The organism is Micromonospora sp. WMMB482 (assembly GCF_019038635.1).
GTDB classification, from domain to species: domain Bacteria; phylum Actinomycetota; class Actinomycetes; order Mycobacteriales; family Micromonosporaceae; genus Micromonospora; species Micromonospora marina.
Map to the genome: position 1 here is coordinate 266126 of NZ_JAHOPD010000020.1, position 16916 is coordinate 283041.

General features: G+C 73.2%; 14 protein-coding genes. 4 read left to right on the plus strand and 10 right to left on the minus strand.

From position 1 onward, the window contains the following. Positions 1 to 41 precede the first annotated feature (41 nt). Together yvcK and rapZ are read right to left on the minus strand one after the other, a co-directional pair. The gene (gene yvcK / locus KSK32_RS02045; protein WP_216928166.1) at positions 42 to 1046 is read right to left on the minus strand and encodes a uridine diphosphate-N-acetylglucosamine-binding protein YvcK; all 1005 of its coding nucleotides are present in this window, start codon (positions 1044 to 1046) and stop codon (positions 42 to 44) included. Continuing rightward, positions 1043 to 1954, minus strand: a complete 912-nt coding sequence (gene rapZ, locus KSK32_RS02050) for an RNase adapter RapZ (RefSeq protein ID WP_216935730.1) — start codon at positions 1952 to 1954, stop codon at positions 1043 to 1045. Before rapZ ends, yvcK begins: the two co-directional genes overlap by 4 nt. 199 nt (positions 1955 to 2153) lie before the next feature. On the opposite strand from rapZ, the gene recQ reads away from it, so the two are divergent. Beyond that, positions 2154 to 4010 carry a DNA helicase RecQ gene (recQ, locus tag KSK32_RS02055; protein WP_216928167.1) on the plus strand — a complete coding sequence of 619 codons (1857 nt, stop codon included), beginning with the start codon at positions 2154 to 2156 and terminating at the stop codon, positions 4008 to 4010. Positions 4011 to 4063: 53 nt separating this feature from the next. On the opposite strand, the gene KSK32_RS02060 is transcribed toward recQ, so the two are convergent. The 5 genes from KSK32_RS02060 to rsgA all read right to left on the minus strand — a co-directional run bounded on the left by KSK32_RS02060 (position 4064) and on the right by rsgA (position 12128). Then, positions 4064 to 4717 carry a C39 family peptidase gene (locus KSK32_RS02060; RefSeq protein WP_216928168.1) on the minus strand — a complete coding sequence of 218 codons (654 nt, stop codon included), beginning with the start codon at positions 4715 to 4717 and terminating at the stop codon, positions 4064 to 4066. 546 nt (positions 4718 to 5263) lie between these two features. Further along, positions 5264 to 7210 carry an excinuclease ABC subunit UvrC gene (uvrC, locus tag KSK32_RS02065; RefSeq protein WP_216928169.1) on the minus strand — a complete coding sequence of 649 codons (1947 nt, stop codon included), beginning with the start codon at positions 7208 to 7210 and terminating at the stop codon, positions 5264 to 5266. An 83-nt stretch (positions 7211 to 7293) separates the two neighbouring features. Beyond that, positions 7294 to 7779: a Rieske (2Fe-2S) protein gene (locus KSK32_RS02070; RefSeq protein WP_216928170.1), complete on the minus strand. Its 486-nt coding sequence runs from the start codon at positions 7777 to 7779 to the stop codon at positions 7294 to 7296. A 118-nt stretch (positions 7780 to 7897) separates the two neighbouring features. Beyond that, positions 7898 to 10840 carry an excinuclease ABC subunit UvrA gene (uvrA, locus tag KSK32_RS02075; protein WP_216928171.1) on the minus strand — a complete coding sequence of 981 codons (2943 nt, stop codon included), beginning with the start codon at positions 10838 to 10840 and terminating at the stop codon, positions 7898 to 7900. A gap of 208 nt (positions 10841 to 11048) precedes the next feature. Beyond that, the gene (gene rsgA / locus KSK32_RS02080; protein WP_216928172.1) at positions 11049 to 12128 is read right to left on the minus strand and encodes a ribosome small subunit-dependent GTPase A; all 1080 of its coding nucleotides are present in this window, start codon (positions 12126 to 12128) and stop codon (positions 11049 to 11051) included. A 238-nt stretch (positions 12129 to 12366) separates the two neighbouring features. Here rsgA and KSK32_RS02085 point away from each other — a divergent pair, with 238 nt between their 5' ends. Then, positions 12367 to 13083 (plus strand): maleylpyruvate isomerase family mycothiol-dependent enzyme, encoded by a 717-nt coding sequence (locus KSK32_RS02085; RefSeq protein WP_216928173.1) that lies wholly within the window; start codon positions 12367 to 12369, stop codon positions 13081 to 13083. An 8-nt stretch (positions 13084 to 13091) separates the two neighbouring features. Further along, positions 13092 to 13745, plus strand: coding sequence for an MBL fold metallo-hydrolase (locus tag KSK32_RS02090; RefSeq protein WP_216928174.1), 654 nt, complete (start codon positions 13092 to 13094; stop codon positions 13743 to 13745). Positions 13746 to 13790: 45 nt separating this feature from the next. Here KSK32_RS02090 and KSK32_RS02095 read toward each other — a convergent pair whose 3' ends face one another. Beyond that, on the minus strand, positions 13791 to 14399 hold the full coding sequence (locus KSK32_RS02095; protein WP_216928175.1) for a DedA family protein: 609 nt from the start codon (positions 14397 to 14399) through the stop codon (positions 13791 to 13793). Between the two features lie 125 nt (positions 14400 to 14524). Then, a complete protein-coding gene (locus tag KSK32_RS02100) occupies positions 14525 to 15199 on the minus strand; it encodes a methyltransferase (protein WP_216928176.1) in 675 nt (224 codons plus the stop codon). 181 nt (positions 15200 to 15380) lie between these two features. Here KSK32_RS02100 and KSK32_RS02105 point away from each other — a divergent pair, with 181 nt between their 5' ends. Continuing rightward, entirely contained in the window at positions 15381 to 15584 is a 204-nt protein-coding gene (locus tag KSK32_RS02105) for a cold-shock protein (protein WP_013287480.1), read from the plus strand. Between the two features lie 49 nt (positions 15585 to 15633). On the opposite strand, the gene KSK32_RS02110 is transcribed toward KSK32_RS02105, so the two are convergent. After that, positions 15634 to 16908 carry an MFS transporter gene (locus tag KSK32_RS02110; RefSeq protein WP_216928177.1) on the minus strand — a complete coding sequence of 425 codons (1275 nt, stop codon included), beginning with the start codon at positions 16906 to 16908 and terminating at the stop codon, positions 15634 to 15636. Positions 16909 to 16916: the final 8 nt, after the last annotated feature.

The window sequence follows — 16916 nt, forward strand, 5'->3', positions numbered from 1 at the left end:
ACGGACCGGTTCCGGCGTGTCGCCGGTGATTACGTACGTGTCTAACGATCGGCGCGCAGGACAGGCACCAGCGCGGCGCCCAGTGCGGCTGGATCATGACGGGGCGTGCCGTCCAGGACGGCGACGGGAGCGAGGACCAGCCGGGCACCCAGCGATTCTGCCGCACGTTCGACCGCCGCGGGATCACCCACCGCCGTGGAGTCGGCGAGCACCCGGTCCACCTTCAGCTCGGGCAGATAGCGGCGCAGTGTGTCCAGATGGTCGGGCAGGGAGAGCCCCGAGGTCTCCTTCTCGGCCACCAGGTTGAGCGTCACCAGCCGCCGCGCCGGGCTGGACACGATCGCGTCGGCCAGGCCCGGCACCAGCAGGTGCGGCAGCACGCTCGTGTACCAGCTCCCCGGCCCGAAGATCAGCCAGTCCGCGGCGCGTACCGCCGTCACCGCCTCGGCGCAGGCGGCCGGTGCGGACGGGTTGAGCCGCAGCGACTCGACGGTGCCCGGGGTGACCGCGACCTGGTGCTGGCCGCGCACCGTGGACACCTCGTCCGGGTGCTCCGGGTCGGCGCCGCGGACCCGGGCCTCGATGCCCACCGGCTGGCGGGACATCGGCAGCACCCGGCCCACCGCGCCGAGCATCGCCCCGGCGTGGTCGAGCGCCGCCACCGGGTCGCCGAGCAGCTCGGTGAGCCCGTGCAGCAGCAGGTTGCCGACCGCGTGGCCGGCGAGCGAGTCACCGAGCGCGACCGGAACCGGCGCGGCGAGCGTCGGCGGCTGCGGCACGGCGGCGGGGAAGCGGTGCTGGAACAACGCCGCGCTGCGCCGGGTGGCCGGGTGGTCACCGGCCAGCGCGACCAGCGCCTGCCGCAGGTCACCCGGCGGCAGGCCGCCGCGCTCGGCGCGCAACCGGCCGCTGGAGCCGCCGTCGTCACCGACGGTGACCACCGCGGTGATGTCCAGGTCCAGTTCGGGTACGCAGTGACGCAGCGCCCGCAGCGACGCCGAGAGCCCGTGCCCGCCGCCGAAGGCGACCACCCTGGTCGGGGTCACTCCCGCCCCAGATCCCGGTGCTGGGCGTTGGCGGCGATGCCGGAGTGGCGCAGCCGGGAGGCCAGCTCCTCGGCGATGGCCACGCTGCGGTGCTTGCCGCCGGTGCAGCCGACCGCCACGGTCAGGTAGCGCTTGCCCTCCCGCTCGAACCCGGCGGTGGTGGCGTTGACCAGGTCGGCGTAGCCGGCCACGAACGCGTCGGCCCCCTCCTGGCCCAGCACGTACGCGCTGACGGCCTCCTCCCGGCCGGTGTGCTCGCGCAGCTCCGGCACCCAGTACGGGTTCGGCAGGAAGCGGGCGTCCATCACGAAGTCGGCGTCCGGCGGTAGGCCGTACTTGAAGCCGAACGAGATCACGGTGATCCGCAGCCGGCGGGCGTCCTCACCGCCGAACAGTTCCTCGACCCGGCGCCGGAGCTGGTTCACGTTCAGGTGGCTGGTGTCGATGATCACGTCGGCCTGTTCGCGGGCCTCCTCCAGCAGCGCCCGCTCGACCGCGATGCCGTCGGCCAGCCGCCCGTCGCCCTGCAACGGGTGCGAGCGGCGCACGCTCTCGAACCGCCGGATCAGCACCTCGTCGTCGGCGTCGACGAAGACCACCCGGGGCTGGAAGCCGCGCTCGCGCAGCTCCCGGATCGCCCCGGCCAGGTCGGTGGAGAACGCGCGCGAGCGCACGTCCAGCACCATCGCCGTACGCCGGGCCGCCCCGCCGGCCTTGAACGCCAGCTCGGCCATGTCCAGCAGCAGCGCCTGCGGCAGGTTGTCGACCACGTAGTAGCCGACGTTCTCCAGCGCCCGGGCCACGGTGCTGCGCCCGCCGCCGGACAGTCCGGTCACCACCACCAGGGAGGTGTCCGACTCGGCCGCCACCGGTCGTACCGGCGTCGTCTCCGCCTCGGTCGGCCCCAGGTCACCCGCTGTACGCGCCTCGCTCACCCGCTACCCCCAGCCGTGGCGCCGCGGCCGGTCGGCCGCGCATGGTCAATCTGCGACTCTAACGGCTTCGACCCGGCGTGGGATTCCACGGGGTGACGACCGGAACATCTCGCCGCGCTCACGACGGCTCGCCGGGGCAGGCGGTGTCGGGGGACGCTCGTAGACTGCGCGGATGGTCTCCCCCACCGACGAGCGGACCACCTCCCCACCGACCGGCGACGCGCTCGACGTGCTGAGCCGGGTCTTCGGGTACGACGCCTTCCGCGGCTTCCAGCAGGAGATCGTCGAGCACGTGGTGGCCGGCGGCGACGCGCTGGTGCTCATGCCCACCGGTGGCGGCAAGTCGCTGTGCTACCAGATCCCGGCGCTGGTCCGCGACGGCGTGGCGGTGGTGGTCTCGCCGCTGATCGCGCTCATGCAGGACCAGGTCGACGCGCTGACAGCGGTCGGTGTGCGGGCCGGGTTCCTCAACTCGACCCAGGATCCCGCGCAGCGGCGCCGGGTCGAGGCGGCCTACCTCGCCGGTGAGCTCGACCTGCTCTACCTCGCCCCGGAGGGGCTCGCCGTGCGGTCCACGCTGGGCCTGCTGGAACGCGGCCGGATCGCGCTGTTCGCGATCGACGAGGCGCACTGCGTCTCGCAGTGGGGGCACGACTTCCGCCCCGACTACCTCAACCTGTCGATGCTGCACGAGCGCTGGCCGGACGTACCGCGCATCGCGCTGACCGCCACCGCGACCCGGGCCACGCGCACCGAGATCGCCACCCGGCTACGGCTCACCGAGGCCCGGCACTTCGTGGCCAGCTTCGACCGGCCCAACATCCAGTACCGCATCGTCCCCAAGCGGGAGCCCCGCCGTCAGCTGCTGAGCCTGCTGCGCGACGAGCACCCGGGCGACGCCGGCATCGTCTACTGCCTGTCCCGGGCCTCGGTGGAGAAGACCGCCGAGTTCCTGGTCGCCAACGGCATCGCCGCGCTGCCGTACCACGCCGGGCTGGACGCCGCGACCCGCGCCGCCAACCAGCAGCGGTTCCTGCGCGAGGACGGCCTGGTCATGGTCGCCACCATCGCGTTCGGCATGGGCATCGACAAGCCCGACGTCCGCTTCGTCGCCCACCTGGACCTGCCGAAGTCGGTCGAGGGCTACTACCAGGAGACCGGCCGCGCCGGTCGCGACGGGCTGCCGTCCACGGCCTGGCTGGCGTACGGGCTCCAGGACGTCGTGCAGCAGCGCAAGATGATCGAGACGTCGGAGGGCGACCTCGCGCACCGGCGCAACCTCGCCGCCCACCTGGACGCGATGCTGGCGCTCTGCGAGACGGTCCGCTGCCGCCGCGCCCAGCTGCTCGAATACTTCGGCGAGACCGGGGTGGCCGACTGCGGCAACTGCGACACCTGCCTCGACCCGCCGGAGTCCTGGGACGGCACGGTCGCCGCGCAGAAGCTGCTGTCCACGGTCTACCGGCTCGACCGCGAACGCAACCAGCGGTTCGGCGCCGGGCACAGCATCGACATCCTGCTCGGCAAGCACACCGACAAGATCGACCAGTACGGCCACGACGCGCTGAGCACCTTCGGCATCGGCACCGAGCTGCGCGAGGCCGAGTGGCGTGGCGTGGTGCGGCAACTGCTCGCCGAAGGGCTGCTCGCCGTCGAGGGCGACTACGGCACGCTGGCGCTGACCGAGGCCAGCGCGGACGTGCTCGGCCGCCGCCGTACGGTCACGCTGCGCAAGGAGCCGGAGCGCCCGGCGGCCGGCCGGTCCGCCAAGCCCCGTGGCGCGGCCACTGTGGTCGCCGACCTCTCCCCCGCCGCCGCGCCCGTCTTCGAGCGGCTCCGCGCGTGGCGCGCGGCCACCGCCAAGGAGCAGGGCGTCCCGGCGTACGTCATCTTCCACGACGCGACGCTGCGGCAGATCGCCGCCGAGCCGCCCGCCTCCCTCGCCGAGTTGTCCCGGGTCAACGGGGTCGGCGAGAACAAGCTCGCCAAGTACGGCGAGGCGATCCTGGCCGTCCTCGCCGAGTCCTGACGCACGCGAAAGGGCCCGACCCCGTGGTGGGGTCGGGCCCTTTCGGTGTCCGGTCAGGAGCTGTAGCCGCGGCTGGCGATCCAGCGGGCGAGCTCGTCCACGTCCATTCGGTAGGAGGCCTGGTCCGGGTTCGCCGAGTCGGCGATCGTCACGACCTTCCCGCCGTCGCGGTAGCCGACCACACTGATGTAGTGGCCACCCTCGAACGCGTGGGTGTTGCCGTCGGTGTCGGTCGCGGTGCCGGCGATGTTGGCCACCACGGCACGGCCGTCGTCAACGGCCTTGACCACGTCAGCGCGCAGCTTCTCGACCTTGTCGCGGTCGCGGGCCTTGTCCACGGGGATCTCGGTGGACTTGTAGACGTCCTTACCGGTCTCCTTGTTCAGCACCGGCGTGATGTCGTTGATGGAGTTGGTGCCGGCCTCGGTCGTGCCCATCTCCTCGGCCATGGCGTGCACGTCGATGTTCTTGCCCTGCACGCTCAGCGCGTTACGGGCCGCGGCCGGGCCGCAGAAGTAGAAGTTGGGCTGCGCCTCGTAGCGCACGTCCAGCTCCCGCTCGCCGTGCCCCTTACGGTCGGCCACCACGCTGGTGGTGCCGGTGGTGGGGGCGGCGTGGGCGGCGATGGCGGGGCCGGCGATGCCTCCGGCGGTGGCGGCGATACCGGCAGCGGTCAGAACGGTCTTGCGCAGCAGAGTGGTAGCCATGATGGTTGCCTCCCTGAAATGGGGGATGACGCGGCGGGGGTGCCGCGAAAGGGGGGAAAGTCTTGAGGGGTGCCCGTCGAAACAGGGCTGGCGCGCGGGCGGCCCGGGGGGGCTGCTCCGCGGCTCGGAGGTGTAACGACGACCGGGCCGGGGTCATTCCCGGGAGCAGGCGACCCAGCCACGGGTTGCTCCGGCGTTCGGGGGTGTAACGACCGGCGGGCCGGGGCGATTCCCTGACCTGCTCACTGACTCGTCGCTCGAACCGGCGCCCGGGCCGTCAGCCATGTACAACGCCCGACGCCCGGCCCGGATTCCGTCATGACAGTGGCCCCCACCACCATCCCAGTGCGGCATGAACCGGACACGAACCCCGAAACTCTCGCCCGACGCGCCCGGTCCGGGCTATCGCGGAATGCCAGGGCAGATCTTGGTACGGAAGTGCCCCTATAGGGGCCATTCGGTACCAAGATCTCGCGGTGTCCCTCCTCCGAGCTCAGCCGCGTCCCGTCACCGAGCAAGCCGAGCAGCGGACGAGCGCAGGGAGAGTCAGGGACGCGGGGCGGCGTCGGTCGTAGTGGAGTCGTCCAGCGCGGCCAGGATCGCCTCGGCCGTACGCCGGCCCACCCCGGGCACCTCGGTGATCTCCTCCACCGTGGCCGACGACAGCCGCTTCAGCGAGCCGAAGTGCCGCAGCAAGGCCTTGCGGCGTACGTCGCCGAGACCGGGGACGTCGTCCAGCGCGGATTCGGTCATCCGCTTCGAGCGCCGCTGACGGTGGAACGTGATGGCGAAGCGGTGGGCCTCGTCGCGGACGCGCTGCAGCAGGTAGAGCGCCTCGGAGGTGCGCGGCAGGATCACCGGGAACTCGTCGTCGGGCAGCCAGACCTCCTCCAGCCGCTTCGCCAGCCCGCACAGCGCCACGTCGTCGATGCCCAGTTCGGCGAGCGCGTTCGCGGCGGCGGCGACCTGGGGCGGGCCGCCGTCCACCACGACGAGCTGCGGCGGGTACGCGAACTTGCGCGGCCGCCCGGTGGTCGGGTCGATGCCGGGCCGGTCCGGGTCGGAGGCGGTCTCCTCGCCCAGCTCACCGGTCTCGGCGCGGGCGTCGAGGTAGCGGGCGAAGCGCCGTCGCAGCACCTCGGACATGGCCGACAGGTCGTCGGTGGCGCCACGCACGATGAACCGGCGGTATTCGCTCTTGCGGGGCAGCCCGTCCTCGAACACGACCATGCTGGCGACCACGTCGGTGCCCTGGATCTGAGACACGTCGAAACACTCGATGCGCAGCGGCGAGGTGTCCATGCCGAGCGCGTCGGCGATCTCGTCGAGCGCCTGGCTGCGGGTGGTCAGGTCACCGGCCCGCTTGAGCTTGTGCCGGGCCAGCGCGTCCCTGGCGTTGCGCCCGACGGTCTCCAGCAGCGACCGCTTGTCGCCCCGCTGCGGCACCCGCAGCGACACCCGGCTGCCCCGGCGGGCGGAGAGCCAGTCGGCGAGCGCCTCGGCGTCGCCCGGTAGCTCGGGCACGAGCAGCTCGCGGGGCACGTCGGCCTCGCCCTGCTCGCCGCCGTACACCTGGGTGCAGAAGTGGTGCACGAGGTCGCCGGTGGTCAGTTCCTCGGTCTTCTCCACCACCCAGCCGCGCTGGCCGCGCACCCGGCCGCCGCGGACGTGGAAGACCTGGACGGCGGCTTCGAGCGGGTCGTCGGCGAAGGCGACCACGTCGGCGTCGGTGCCGTCGCCGAGCACCACCGTCTGCTTCTCCATCGCCCGGCGCAGTGCCGCGACGTCGTCGCGCAGCCGGGCGGCCCGCTCGAACTCCAGTTGCTCGCTGGCGTCGAGCATCTCCTTCTCCAGCCGCCGGACCATGGTGTCGGTGCGGCCGGCCATGAAGTCGCAGAAGCCGTCGACGATCGCCCGGTGCTGGTCGGCGCTGACGCTGCCGACGCACGGCGCCGAGCACTTGCCGATGTAGCCGAGCAGGCAGGGCCGGCCGACCTGGCCGGCCCGCTTGAACACCCCGGACGAGCAGGTCCGCGCCGGGAAGACCCGCAGCAGCAGGTCGAGCGTCTCGCGGATCGCCCAGGCGTGGGAGTACGGCCCGAAGTAACGCACGCCCTTGCGCTTGACGCCGCGCATGACCTGCAACCGGGGGTATTCCTCGTCGAGCGTGACCGCGAGATAGGGGTACGACTTGTCGTCGCGGTAGCGGACGTTGAACCGGGGGTCGTACTGCTTGATCCAGGTGTATTCCTGCTGGAGCGCCTCGACCTCGGTGGCGACGGTGATCCAGTCGACCGACTCGGCGGTGAACACCATCTGCCGGGTGCGCTGGTGCAGGCCGACCGGGTCGGCGAAGTAGGAGTTGAGCCGGCTGCGCAGGTTACGCGCCTTGCCGACGTAGATCACCCGGCCGGTGCCGTCGCGGAAGCGGTAGACCCCTGGCGACTCCGGGATGGTGCCGGGCGCGGGACGGTAGGTCGAGGGGTCAGCCACGGTGTCAAGCCTAGTCCGCACCCCTGACACCCGGCCGTAGCCGCGCCCCCGCCGGGCAGCGCCGGGCGGGGGCGTCGACGCGGTCAGGCCAGGCGGATCTGGTCGCCGTCGACCGTGATCTCCTTCGCCGCGAGCGGCTTGGTGGCCGGGCCGCCCTTCACCGAGCCGTCGGTGATGGAGAACCGGCTGTTGTGGCAGGTGCAGTTGATCGTGCCGCCGTCGACGTTCGACACCGGGCACCGCTGGTGCGTGCAGATCGGGTCGAACGCCTTGAACTGGCCGGCCTCGGGCTGGGTGATCACCACGCCCTGGCTGGCGAAGACGGCGCCGCCGCCGACCGGGATGTCCGAGGTGCGCGCCAGCGCGCTGCCGCCGTCCCGGTCACCGCCGCCCGCGTCGCCGGTAGCGGTCGCGCCGGGTGGGCCGCCGCTGGTCGGGGCGAGCCCCGGGGACGCGTCGTCGTCGCCGCAGCCCGCGAGCACCACGGCCGCGCCGATCGCCCCGGCTCCGGCGAGCAGGGTACGGCGGCTCTGGGTGACCGGTCGGGTCAGCGCCTGATCATCACTCATGTCCGGCCTCTCTCTCGGCTTACTGCGGAAACACGCACCAGCGTGGCGCACGGTTCATACTGGCGCGTCACAGACCGGGCACCGTCGGTCCGCCCTGCGAGTACGCGTACCGGATGGCTCAGCGCGCCCCGGCGGGGACCTTGCGGGGCCGCGACTTGGCGCTGCCGTTGGCCTTGGCCGCCCGGGTGGTGGCCGCCTTGGCGCCCTTGGCCTCGCCGTCGAGTTTGAGGATCGGCCGCAGGAACTGCCCGGTGTGGCTCTCCGGCACCTCGGCGACCTCCTCCGGCGTGCCGGTGGCGAGCACGGTGCCGCCCCGGTGGCCGCCCTCGGGGCCCATGTCGATGAGCCAGTCGGCCGTCTTGATCACATCGAGGTTGTGCTCGATGGTGATGACCGTGTTGCCCTTGTCGACCAGGCCCTCCAGCACCATCAGCAGCTTGCGGATGTCTTCGAAGTGCAGGCCGGTGGTGGGCTCGTCGAGCACGTAGACGGTGCGGCCGGTGGAGCGCTTCTGGAGTTCGGAGGCGAGCTTGACGCGCTGCGCCTCGCCGCCGGACAGGGTCGGCGCGGGCTGGCCGAGACGGACGTAGCCGAGGCCGACGTCGACGAGCGTCCTGAGGTGCCGGTGGATGGCCGGGATGGCGGAGAAGAACTCGGCCGCCTCCTCGATCGGCATGTCCAGCACCTCGGCGACCGTCTTGCCCTTGTAGTGCACCTCAAGGGTCTCGCGGTTGTAACGCGCGCCCTTGCACACCTCACAGGGGACGTAGACGTCCGGCAGGAAGTTCATCTCGATCTTGATGGTGCCGTCACCGGAGCACGCCTCGCAGCGCCCGCCCTTGACGTTGAACGAGAACCGGCCCGGGCCGTACCCCCGGACCTTGGCCTCGGTGGTCTCGGCGAACAGCTTGCGGATGTGGTCCCAGACCCCGGTGTAGGTGGCGGGGTTGGAGCGCGGTGTCCGCCCGATCGGCGACTGGTCCACGCCGACGACCTTGTCCACGTTCTCCAGGCCGGTGATCCGGGTGTGCCGGCCGGGCACCAGCCGGGCGCCGTTGATCTGGTTGGCCAGCACGGTGTAGAGGATGTCGTTGACCAGTGTCGACTTGCCCGAGCCGCTGACGCCGGTGACCGCGATGAGCTGGCCGAGCGGGAAGCTCACGGTGAGGTTGCGCAGGTTGTGCTCGCGCGCGCCGTGCACCACCAGTTCCCGGTCCGGGGTCTGCGGCCGGCGGGTGGCAGGAGTCGGGATGGCCTTGCGCCCCGCCAGGTACGCCCCGGTGACCGACTCGGTGTTGTCCAGCAGCGCCGGCACCGACCCGCTGTGCACGATCTTCCCGCCGTGCTCGCCCGCGCCCGGGCCGATGTCGACGATCCAGTCCGCCACCCGGATGGTGTCCTCGTCGTGCTCGACCACGATCAGCGTGTTGCCCAGGCCGCGCAGCCGCAGCAGCGTCTCGATGAGCCGGTGGTTGTCGCGCTGGTGCAGGCCGATCGACGGCTCGTCGAGCACGTAGAGCACGCCGACCAGGCCGGAGCCGATCTGGGTGGCCAAGCGGATGCGCTGGGCCTCACCGCCGGAGAGCGTGCCGGCCGGCCGGTCCAGCGAGAGGTAGTCCAGGCCGACGTCCAGCAGGAACTTCAGCCGGGCGTTGATCTCCTTGAGCACCCGCTCGGCGATCATCTTCTGCCGGTCGGTCAGCTCGATGCCGGCGAGCAGGTCGGCCGCCTCGCCGACGGAGAGGTTGCAGACCTCGGCGATGCTCTTGCCGGCCAGCGTGACCGCGAGCACCTCCGGCTTGAGCCGGGCGCCGCCGCAGGCCGCGCAGGGCACGTCCCGCATGTAGCCCTCGTACTTCTCCCGGGACCACTCCGACTCGGTGTCGGTGTGCCGGCGCTCGATCCACTGCACCACGCCCTCGAAGCCGGTGTAGTAGGAGCGCTCGCGGCCGTACTTGTTGCGGTAGCGCACGTGCACCTGGTCGTCGGAGCCGTGCAGGATCGTCTTCTGCGCCCGCGACGGCAGCGCCCGCCACGGCGTGTCGATGTCGAAGTGCTCGGCCTCGCCGAGCGCCTCCAGCAGCCGCAGGAAGTATTCGAGGTTGTGGCCGGTGGCCCAGGGCTGGATCGCGCCCTCGCGCAGCGTGCGCTCCGGGTCGGGGATGACCAGTTCCGGGTCCACCTCCTTCTTGGTGCCGAGGCCGGTGCACTCCGGGCACGCGCCGTAGGGGGCGTTGAAGGAGAAGACCCGGGGTTCCAGATCCTCGATGGCGAGGGGGTGGTCGTTCGGGCAGGCCAGGTGCTCGGAGTAGCGGCGTTCGCGGGCCGGGTCGTCCTCCGCCAGGTCGACGAAGTCGAGCAGCACCAGGCCGCCGGACAGGCCGAGCGCGGCCTCGACCGAGTCGGTCAGCCGCTGCTTGGCGCTCGGCTTGACGCTGAGCCGGTCGATCACCACCTCGATGGTGTGCTTCTCCTGCTTCTTGAGCTTCGGCGGCTCGGTCAGCGGGTGCACGACGCCGTCGACCCGGGCGCGGGCGTAGCCCTTGGCCTGGAGTTCGGCGAACAGGTCGACGTACTCGCCCTTGCGGCCGCGCACCACCGGCGCGAGCACCATGAACCGGGTGCCCTCGGCCATGGCCAGGACGCGGTCGACGATCTGCTGCGGGCTCTGCTTGGAGATCCGCTCGCCGCAGATCGGGCAGTGCGGCTCGCCGATGCGGGCGAACAGCAGACGGAGGTAGTCGTAGACCTCGGTGATGGTGCCGACGGTGGAGCGCGGGTTGCGCGAGGTGGACTTCTGGTCGATGGAGACGGCGGGACTGAGGCCCTCGATGAAGTCGACGTCGGGCTTGTCCATCTGGCCGAGGAACTGCCGGGCGTACGACGACAGCGACTCGACGTAGCGGCGCTGACCCTCGGCGAAGATGGTGTCGAACGCCAGGCTCGACTTGCCCGAACCGGAGAGCCCGGTGAAGACGATCAGGGCGTCCCGGGGCAGGTCGAGACTGACGTCACGCAGGTTGTGCTCGCGCGCGCCACGGATGATCAGTCGGTCGGCCACGGTGCGTGTGCTCCCGGAAGAAGAATATGAGGCGGATCTGTGCACCAGACGCCGGGTCTGGGTGGTTTTCACAGGTTGTCGGGGCGCAGAAAAGACGCCCCGGCAACTCTAGCCCCGACGTATGACAACTTCCGTCGCGCGAACATTCCCCCAGCTCAGGCCGGTCGGGCGCGAACCACGCAGGTCCACCCGACCGGCCCGGGCCGGCTCAGAATGCCCCGGGAGCAGGCGGGGTCGCCGGACGCCCGGTGCGTCGCCGCCCGCCGCGCCGGCCGCCCCGCCGTTCGGCCGCCAGGCGGGCCGCCCGGCGACCGCCCTCGTACTCGATCTCCCGCTGGAGCCGGCGCCAGCTCTCCCAGCGGCGGGCCGGCAGCGCGCCCTCGTCCAGCGCGGCCCGCACCGCGCAGCCCGGCTCGGCGTCGTGGGCGCAGTCGGCGTACCGGCAGCCGGCGGCCAGCTCGGTGATGTCGGCGAACGCCCGGTCCAGGCCCGCCGCCCCGTCGAGCAGGCCGACCGCCCGTACGCCCGGGGTGTCCAGCACCGCTCCCCCGCCCGGCAGCGGCACCAGCGACCGCCAGGTGGTGGTGTGCCGGCCCTTGCCGTCGACGCGGCGGATCACCTGGGTGCGCATCACGTCCGCCCCGGCCAGCGCGTTGACCAGGCTCGACTTGCCGGCCCCGGAGGGGCCGAGCAGGCCGAGCGTGCGTCCCGGAGCGACGTGCCGGCGCAGCGGCGCGAGGCCGGTGCCCCGCTCGGCGCTGACCGGCAGCACCGGCACGCCGGGCGCGAGGTCGGCCAGCTGCCGGGCCACCGCCGCCGGGTCGGCGGCCAGGTCGGCCTTGGTGAGCACGACGAGCGGCTCCGCCCCGGATTCGTGCACCAGGGAGAGCAGACGTTCGATCCGCGCGGCGTCCGGTTCCGGGTGCACCGGCTCGACCACCGCGGCGGCGTCGAGGTTGGCGGCCAGCACCTGGCCGCTGGAGTCCTTGCCGGCGGTGCGCCGCACCAGCGCGGTACGCCGCGGCAGCACCGCCTCCACCGTGACCGGGCCGTCCGGCCAGGTGGACAGCAGTACCCAGTCACCCGCGCAGGGCAGCGCGGTCAGGTCGCGGGCGGCGGCGGACAGCACGCCGCCGCCGAGGCTGGCCCGCACCGGCCCCTGCGGGCACAGCACGGTGCAGACGCCCCGGTCCACCCGGGCGACCCGCCCGTGACGGTGGCCGGCGCGCCGGTCGAGATGGGCCGCCCAGCAGGCGTCCCAGCCGAGGGCGGTCAGATCGAGAGTCATGGTGTCCTCATCGGTGTCGAGGGGAGGTACGGCGGAACACACGCGCTGCGACCGGCATGCGCACCACCTCCCCTCCGACTCCCGGTGCCGCGTTCGCGACGACGTGGACCCGGGCGCGTCCGGCGCCGGCGGCGATGTCGTCGGCCCCGACGGTAGGTGGCACGCCGACGCGCCGAAAGCGATTTCCCCCCGGGCACGGCCGGGTCCGGCCCGCTAGGGTCGGACGCGTGAGAACGCGATGACCGCCGACCCCCTGCTGCTGACCGGCGCGCTGGCCGAGGCGAACGACCGGCTGCTGCGTACCGTGTCCGGCCTGACCGCCGCGGACGTCGCGGCGCCCTCGCTGCTGCCGGGCTGGACCCGCGCGCACGTGCTCACCCACCTGGCCCGCAACGCCGACGGGTTCGTCAACCTGCTCACCTCGGCGCGCACCGGCGAGGAGATCCCGATGTACGCCTCGGCGCAGGCCCGTGCCGACGACATCGACGCCGGCGCCGGGCGCGGCCCGGCCGACCTGCTCGACGACGTACGCCGCAGCGGCCAGCGCTTCGACGCGGCGGTCGCGGCGATGCCGGTGGACGCCTGGGGCGCCACGGTGCAGACCCGGCGCGGCCCGTGGCCGGCGGCGATGCTGGTCTGGGGCCGGCTGCGCGAGGTCGAGGTGCACCACGTCGACCTGGCGGCCGGCTACCGGCCGGCGGACTGGCCGGAGGCGTTCGCGCAGCGGCTGCTGCACGAGGTGGTGACCGGGCTGGCCGGCAACCCGGCCGCGCCGGCCATGGTGCTGCGTTTCGACGGCGCGGCGTCCGAACTCGTCGTGGGTGACCCCGAGGGGGCCCCCACGGTCACCGGCCCCGCGCCGGAACTCGCCGCCTGGCTGACCGGCCGGGGCGCGGGCGAGTTGCTCACCGTCGAACCCGACGGCCCTCTGCCGAACCCACCGGAATGGATCTGAACGTCGTCATGACCTACACCGGAGACGTCACGCCCGGCGGTCCGCCGGCCGTGCGCGAGCTCGACCGGCTCACCGTCACCAAGCTGTCGGTGGGCCCGATGGACAACAACGCCTATCTGCTGCGCTGCCACGCCACCGGCGAGCAGGTGCTGATCGACGCCGCGAACGAGGCGCCGCGCCTGCTGGAGCTGGTCGGCGACGGCGGGCTGGCCGCCGTGGTGACCACGCACCAGCACATGGACCACTGGGTCGCGCTGGAGGAGGTGGTGGCCAAGACCGGGGCGCGCGCGCTGGTGCACGCCGACGACGCCGAGGGTCTGCCCATCGAGGCCGAGCGGCTCGGCGACGGCGACCCGGTGCCGGTCGGTGACTGCGCGCTGGAGGTCATCCACCTGCGCGGGCACACGCCGGGCTCGATCGCGCTGCTCTACCGCGACCCGGCCGGCATCCCGCACCTGTTCACCGGCGACTCGCTCTTCCCGGGTGGCGTGGGCAACACCGACCAGGACCCGGAGCGCTTCGGCCGGCTCGTCGACGACGTCGAGGCCAAGCTCTTCGACCGGTTGCCGGACGACACCTGGTTCTACCCGGGTCACGGCAAGGACAGCACCATCGGCGCCGAGCGGCCCGCGTTGCCGCAGTGGCGCGCCCGCGGCTGGTGAGCACGCCCGGTCCGGCCTCCCCCGTGACGGCCGGGCCGGGCGCGGTCAGCCCGTGACCGCCCGCAGCCGGCGCCGGGTGGCGAGCAGCACCGGACCGGCCAGCAGCAGCCCGACCGCCATGGTCAGCACCGTCGGGTTGAGCGCCCCGGGCAGCAGGCCGGTCAGCGCCCGCGCGGCCAGCCCCAGCGCCACGTAGAGCCCGGCCCACGCGGTGGCCCCGGCCGCCGCGCAGACCAGGAACCGCCGGTACGACATCCGCAGCCCGCCCGCGGCCAGCGGCAACAGCGCGTTGAACACCGGCAGGAACGGCGCCACCAGCACGATCCGTCCGCCACCGCGGTGCAACAGCGTCTCGGCGGCGGCCCAGCGCGACTCGCCGATCCAGCCGCCCACCCGGCTGTCCCGCAGCCGCCCGCCCCAGCGCCGGCCGGCGAAGAAGCTCAGCGACCAGCCGGCCAGGCAGCCCGCTACCACCGCCGCGACGGTGAGCGCCCCTCCGGCCGGACGACCCGCGCCGACCGCGGCCAGGACCGCGGCGTCGCCGGGCACCAGCACCCCGATCAGGGGTACGGCGTCGGCGAGCATGACCACGCCGAGCAGCCCCATCAGCAGGGTGGTGGGCAGCTCACCGGCGGCGGCCACGAGTTCGTTCATGAGCTGCACGCTATGCGGCGGCGGCACGCCGGCACATCGGGCATGATCCCCCAGTGGTCCCCGACACCCGGCCGGGGCGACCCCTAGGGCCAGTTCTTATGAAACAGGCCCTAGGGTCAGCCGGGTCACCGGGGCCGGAGCACCTGCACCCGGCGTACCGGGGAGTCGACCGAGGGTTCCGTGGTCGGCACCGGATAGCTGGCCACCAGTTCCAGCCCGTCCGCCGGCAGGTGACCCCGGTCCGGGTCGCCGACCAGCACCTGCACGCCGTGCGCGGCGCACCGTCGCAGGTAGGGCAGAACCCGGGCGGCCAGGCCCGCGTCGTAGAGCGCGTCCCCGGCCACCAGCAGGTCGGCGCCCGCCACCCCGTCGAGCAGGTCGGCGCCGTCGGCGGTCACCCGGACCCGGTTGGCCCGGGCGTTGACCGTGACCGCGGCCACCGCGTACGGGTCGATGTCGTTGGCGACCACCTCGTCGGCGCCGGCGAGCGCGGCGGCGATGGCGACCAGGCCCGATCCGGCGCCCAGGTCGAGCACCCGCCGCCCGGCGGCCAGCTCGGGGTGGTCCAGCAGGTGCCGGGCGAGCGCCTGGCCACCGGCCCAGACCGAGGCCCAGTACGGCGGCGGCAGCGACCGTCCGGCGGCGGCCTCCATCCGGGCCCACCACAGGATGGCGTCCTCGGCCAGGTGCAGGCGCACCTCCGGAACGAACGGCGTGCCGACCAGGCGCAGGCGGTCCGGGCCCCCGCCGGGCGCCGCGATCTCCTGCTCCAGGTCGGCCAGAGCCGTCTGCCTGCTCATCGGGGCAAGCATGCCGTGCCCGGCCCGACGGCGGGGTCTTTTTCCGGTCGCGCACGTATTCACGGGCGCGCCGCGCGCTTCCGGCAGCGGATTCCGGTCCGGACGGTTACTGTCGGGGTGGTACAGGGCGATCACCGGCCGTGGAGCCGATGCTCGCCCGCATTGGAACAGGGAGAGACGCATGGCAACCGGCACGGTCAAGTGGTTCAACTCGGAAAAGGGCTTCGGCTTCATCGAGCAGGACGGCGGAGGCCCGGACGTGTTCGTCCACTACTCGGCCATCCAGAGCAGTGGCTACCGCGAGCTGAACGAGGGCCAGAAGGTCGAGTTCGAGGTGACCCAGGGCCAGAAGGGCCCGCAGGCGGACAACGTCCGTCCGATGTAACGCGTGCCGGTGGCGGCGGTCGGGCTCCGACCGCCGCCGCAGTGCATCATCAGGACGGCGCGGCCGGCAGGTCGCGCCGTTTCCGTAGTGGCCCGGCCAGCAGGATCAGCGGGGTCAGCGCCAGCCAGGCGGTCATCGCCCGGATCGCGCCGCCCGGCCCCCACGCCGCGCCCAGCGCCCCGGCGAGCAGGGCGGCCAGCGGAATCGTGCCGTAGTTGAGCAGATGCATGCTCACCGTGACGCGGCCGAGCAGCCGGTGCGGCGTGTACGTCTGCCGGAAGCTGCCCTTGACCACGTTGCCGACGGCGACGCCGAGACTCACCAGCACCCCGCCGAGCACCAGCCAGCCGGTGCGCGCGCCAGGGCCGGCGAGCGGGATCAGCAGCGCGGGCGGGCCGGTCAGGGCGCCGGCGACCAGCAGTGTTCGGGCGCTGCCGAGCCGGCGGGACAGGCGCGCGGCCAGCGCGGCGCCGATCACCCCGCCGAGGCTGGCGAGTCCGATCAGGAGGCCGACCAGCCCGGCGGGCAGTTCGGCCGAGCGGACCAGGAACACCACGAGCACCGCCTGGTAGCCGGTGAGCCCGATGTTGCTGGCCGCCCCGAAGACCGTCAGCACCCGCAGGTACGGGTCGCGGACGACGAACCGCAGCCCGGCGGCGACCTCCCGGCGCAGCGACGTCGTCCCGGCGGGACGGTGCGGCCCTGGTTCGGCCGCGCGGATGCGGCGCAGGCACAGCGCGGACAGCAGGAAGCTCAGCGCGTCCAGCGCCACCGCGGTCACCGCGCCGACGAGCTGGGCGACCAGACCGGCGAGGCCGGGCCCGACGAGGTAGCTCGCGGTGTGGGTGGCGTGCAGCCGGGCGTTGGCCTCGGGCACCTGCTCGGGACGCAGCAGCGTGGGCAGGTAGACCTGGTCGGCGGTCTCGAAGAAGACCCGGGCCAGCCCGGCGCCGAGCGCGACGACGAGCAGGTGGCCGACGGTGAGCAGTCCGAGCAGGGCGGCCACCGGCACGCTCGCGAACAGCGCGGCGGCGACCAGGTCGGCGGCGATCATCACGGGCCGGCGGCGGACCCGGTCGACCCACGCCCCGACCGGCAGGCCGGCGAGCAGCCAGGGCAGCCACGCCGCCGCGGTGAGCACCGCCACCTGGAACGTGGTCGCGTCGAGCACCGCGACCGCGACCAGCGGCAGCGCCACGACGGTCATGTTGCTGCCCACGGCGCTGACCGTGTGGCCGGTCCAGAGCAGCCGGAAGTCGCGGTGCCGGAGCAGCCCGCCGGGCGGCGCGCCGACCGGTCCGGACGTCCGCGCGGGGGCGGTCACGACGGGCG

Bases quoted from the DNA above. Each gene is read 5' to 3' on its own strand.
- recQ (WP_216928167.1), top strand. From the start codon at position 2,154: ATGGTCTCCCCCACCGACGAGCGGACCACCTCCCCACCGACCGGCGAC.
- KSK32_RS02060 (WP_216928168.1), bottom strand. From the start codon at position 4,717: ATGGCTACCACTCTGCTGCGCAAGACCGTTCTGACCGCTGCCGGTATC.
- KSK32_RS02070 (WP_216928170.1), bottom strand. From the start codon at position 7,779: ATGAGTGATGATCAGGCGCTGACCCGACCGGTCACCCAGAGCCGCCGT.
- rsgA (WP_216928172.1), bottom strand. From the start codon at position 12,128: ATGACTCTCGATCTGACCGCCCTCGGCTGGGACGCCTGCTGGGCGGCC.
- KSK32_RS02085 (WP_216928173.1), top strand. From the start codon at position 12,367: ATGACCGCCGACCCCCTGCTGCTGACCGGCGCGCTGGCCGAGGCGAAC.
- KSK32_RS02090 (WP_216928174.1), top strand. From the start codon at position 13,092: ATGACCTACACCGGAGACGTCACGCCCGGCGGTCCGCCGGCCGTGCGC.
- KSK32_RS02095 (WP_216928175.1), bottom strand. From the start codon at position 14,399: ATGAACGAACTCGTGGCCGCCGCCGGTGAGCTGCCCACCACCCTGCTG.
- KSK32_RS02100 (WP_216928176.1), bottom strand. From the start codon at position 15,199: ATGAGCAGGCAGACGGCTCTGGCCGACCTGGAGCAGGAGATCGCGGCG.
- KSK32_RS02105 (WP_013287480.1), top strand. From the start codon at position 15,381: ATGGCAACCGGCACGGTCAAGTGGTTCAACTCGGAAAAGGGCTTCGGC.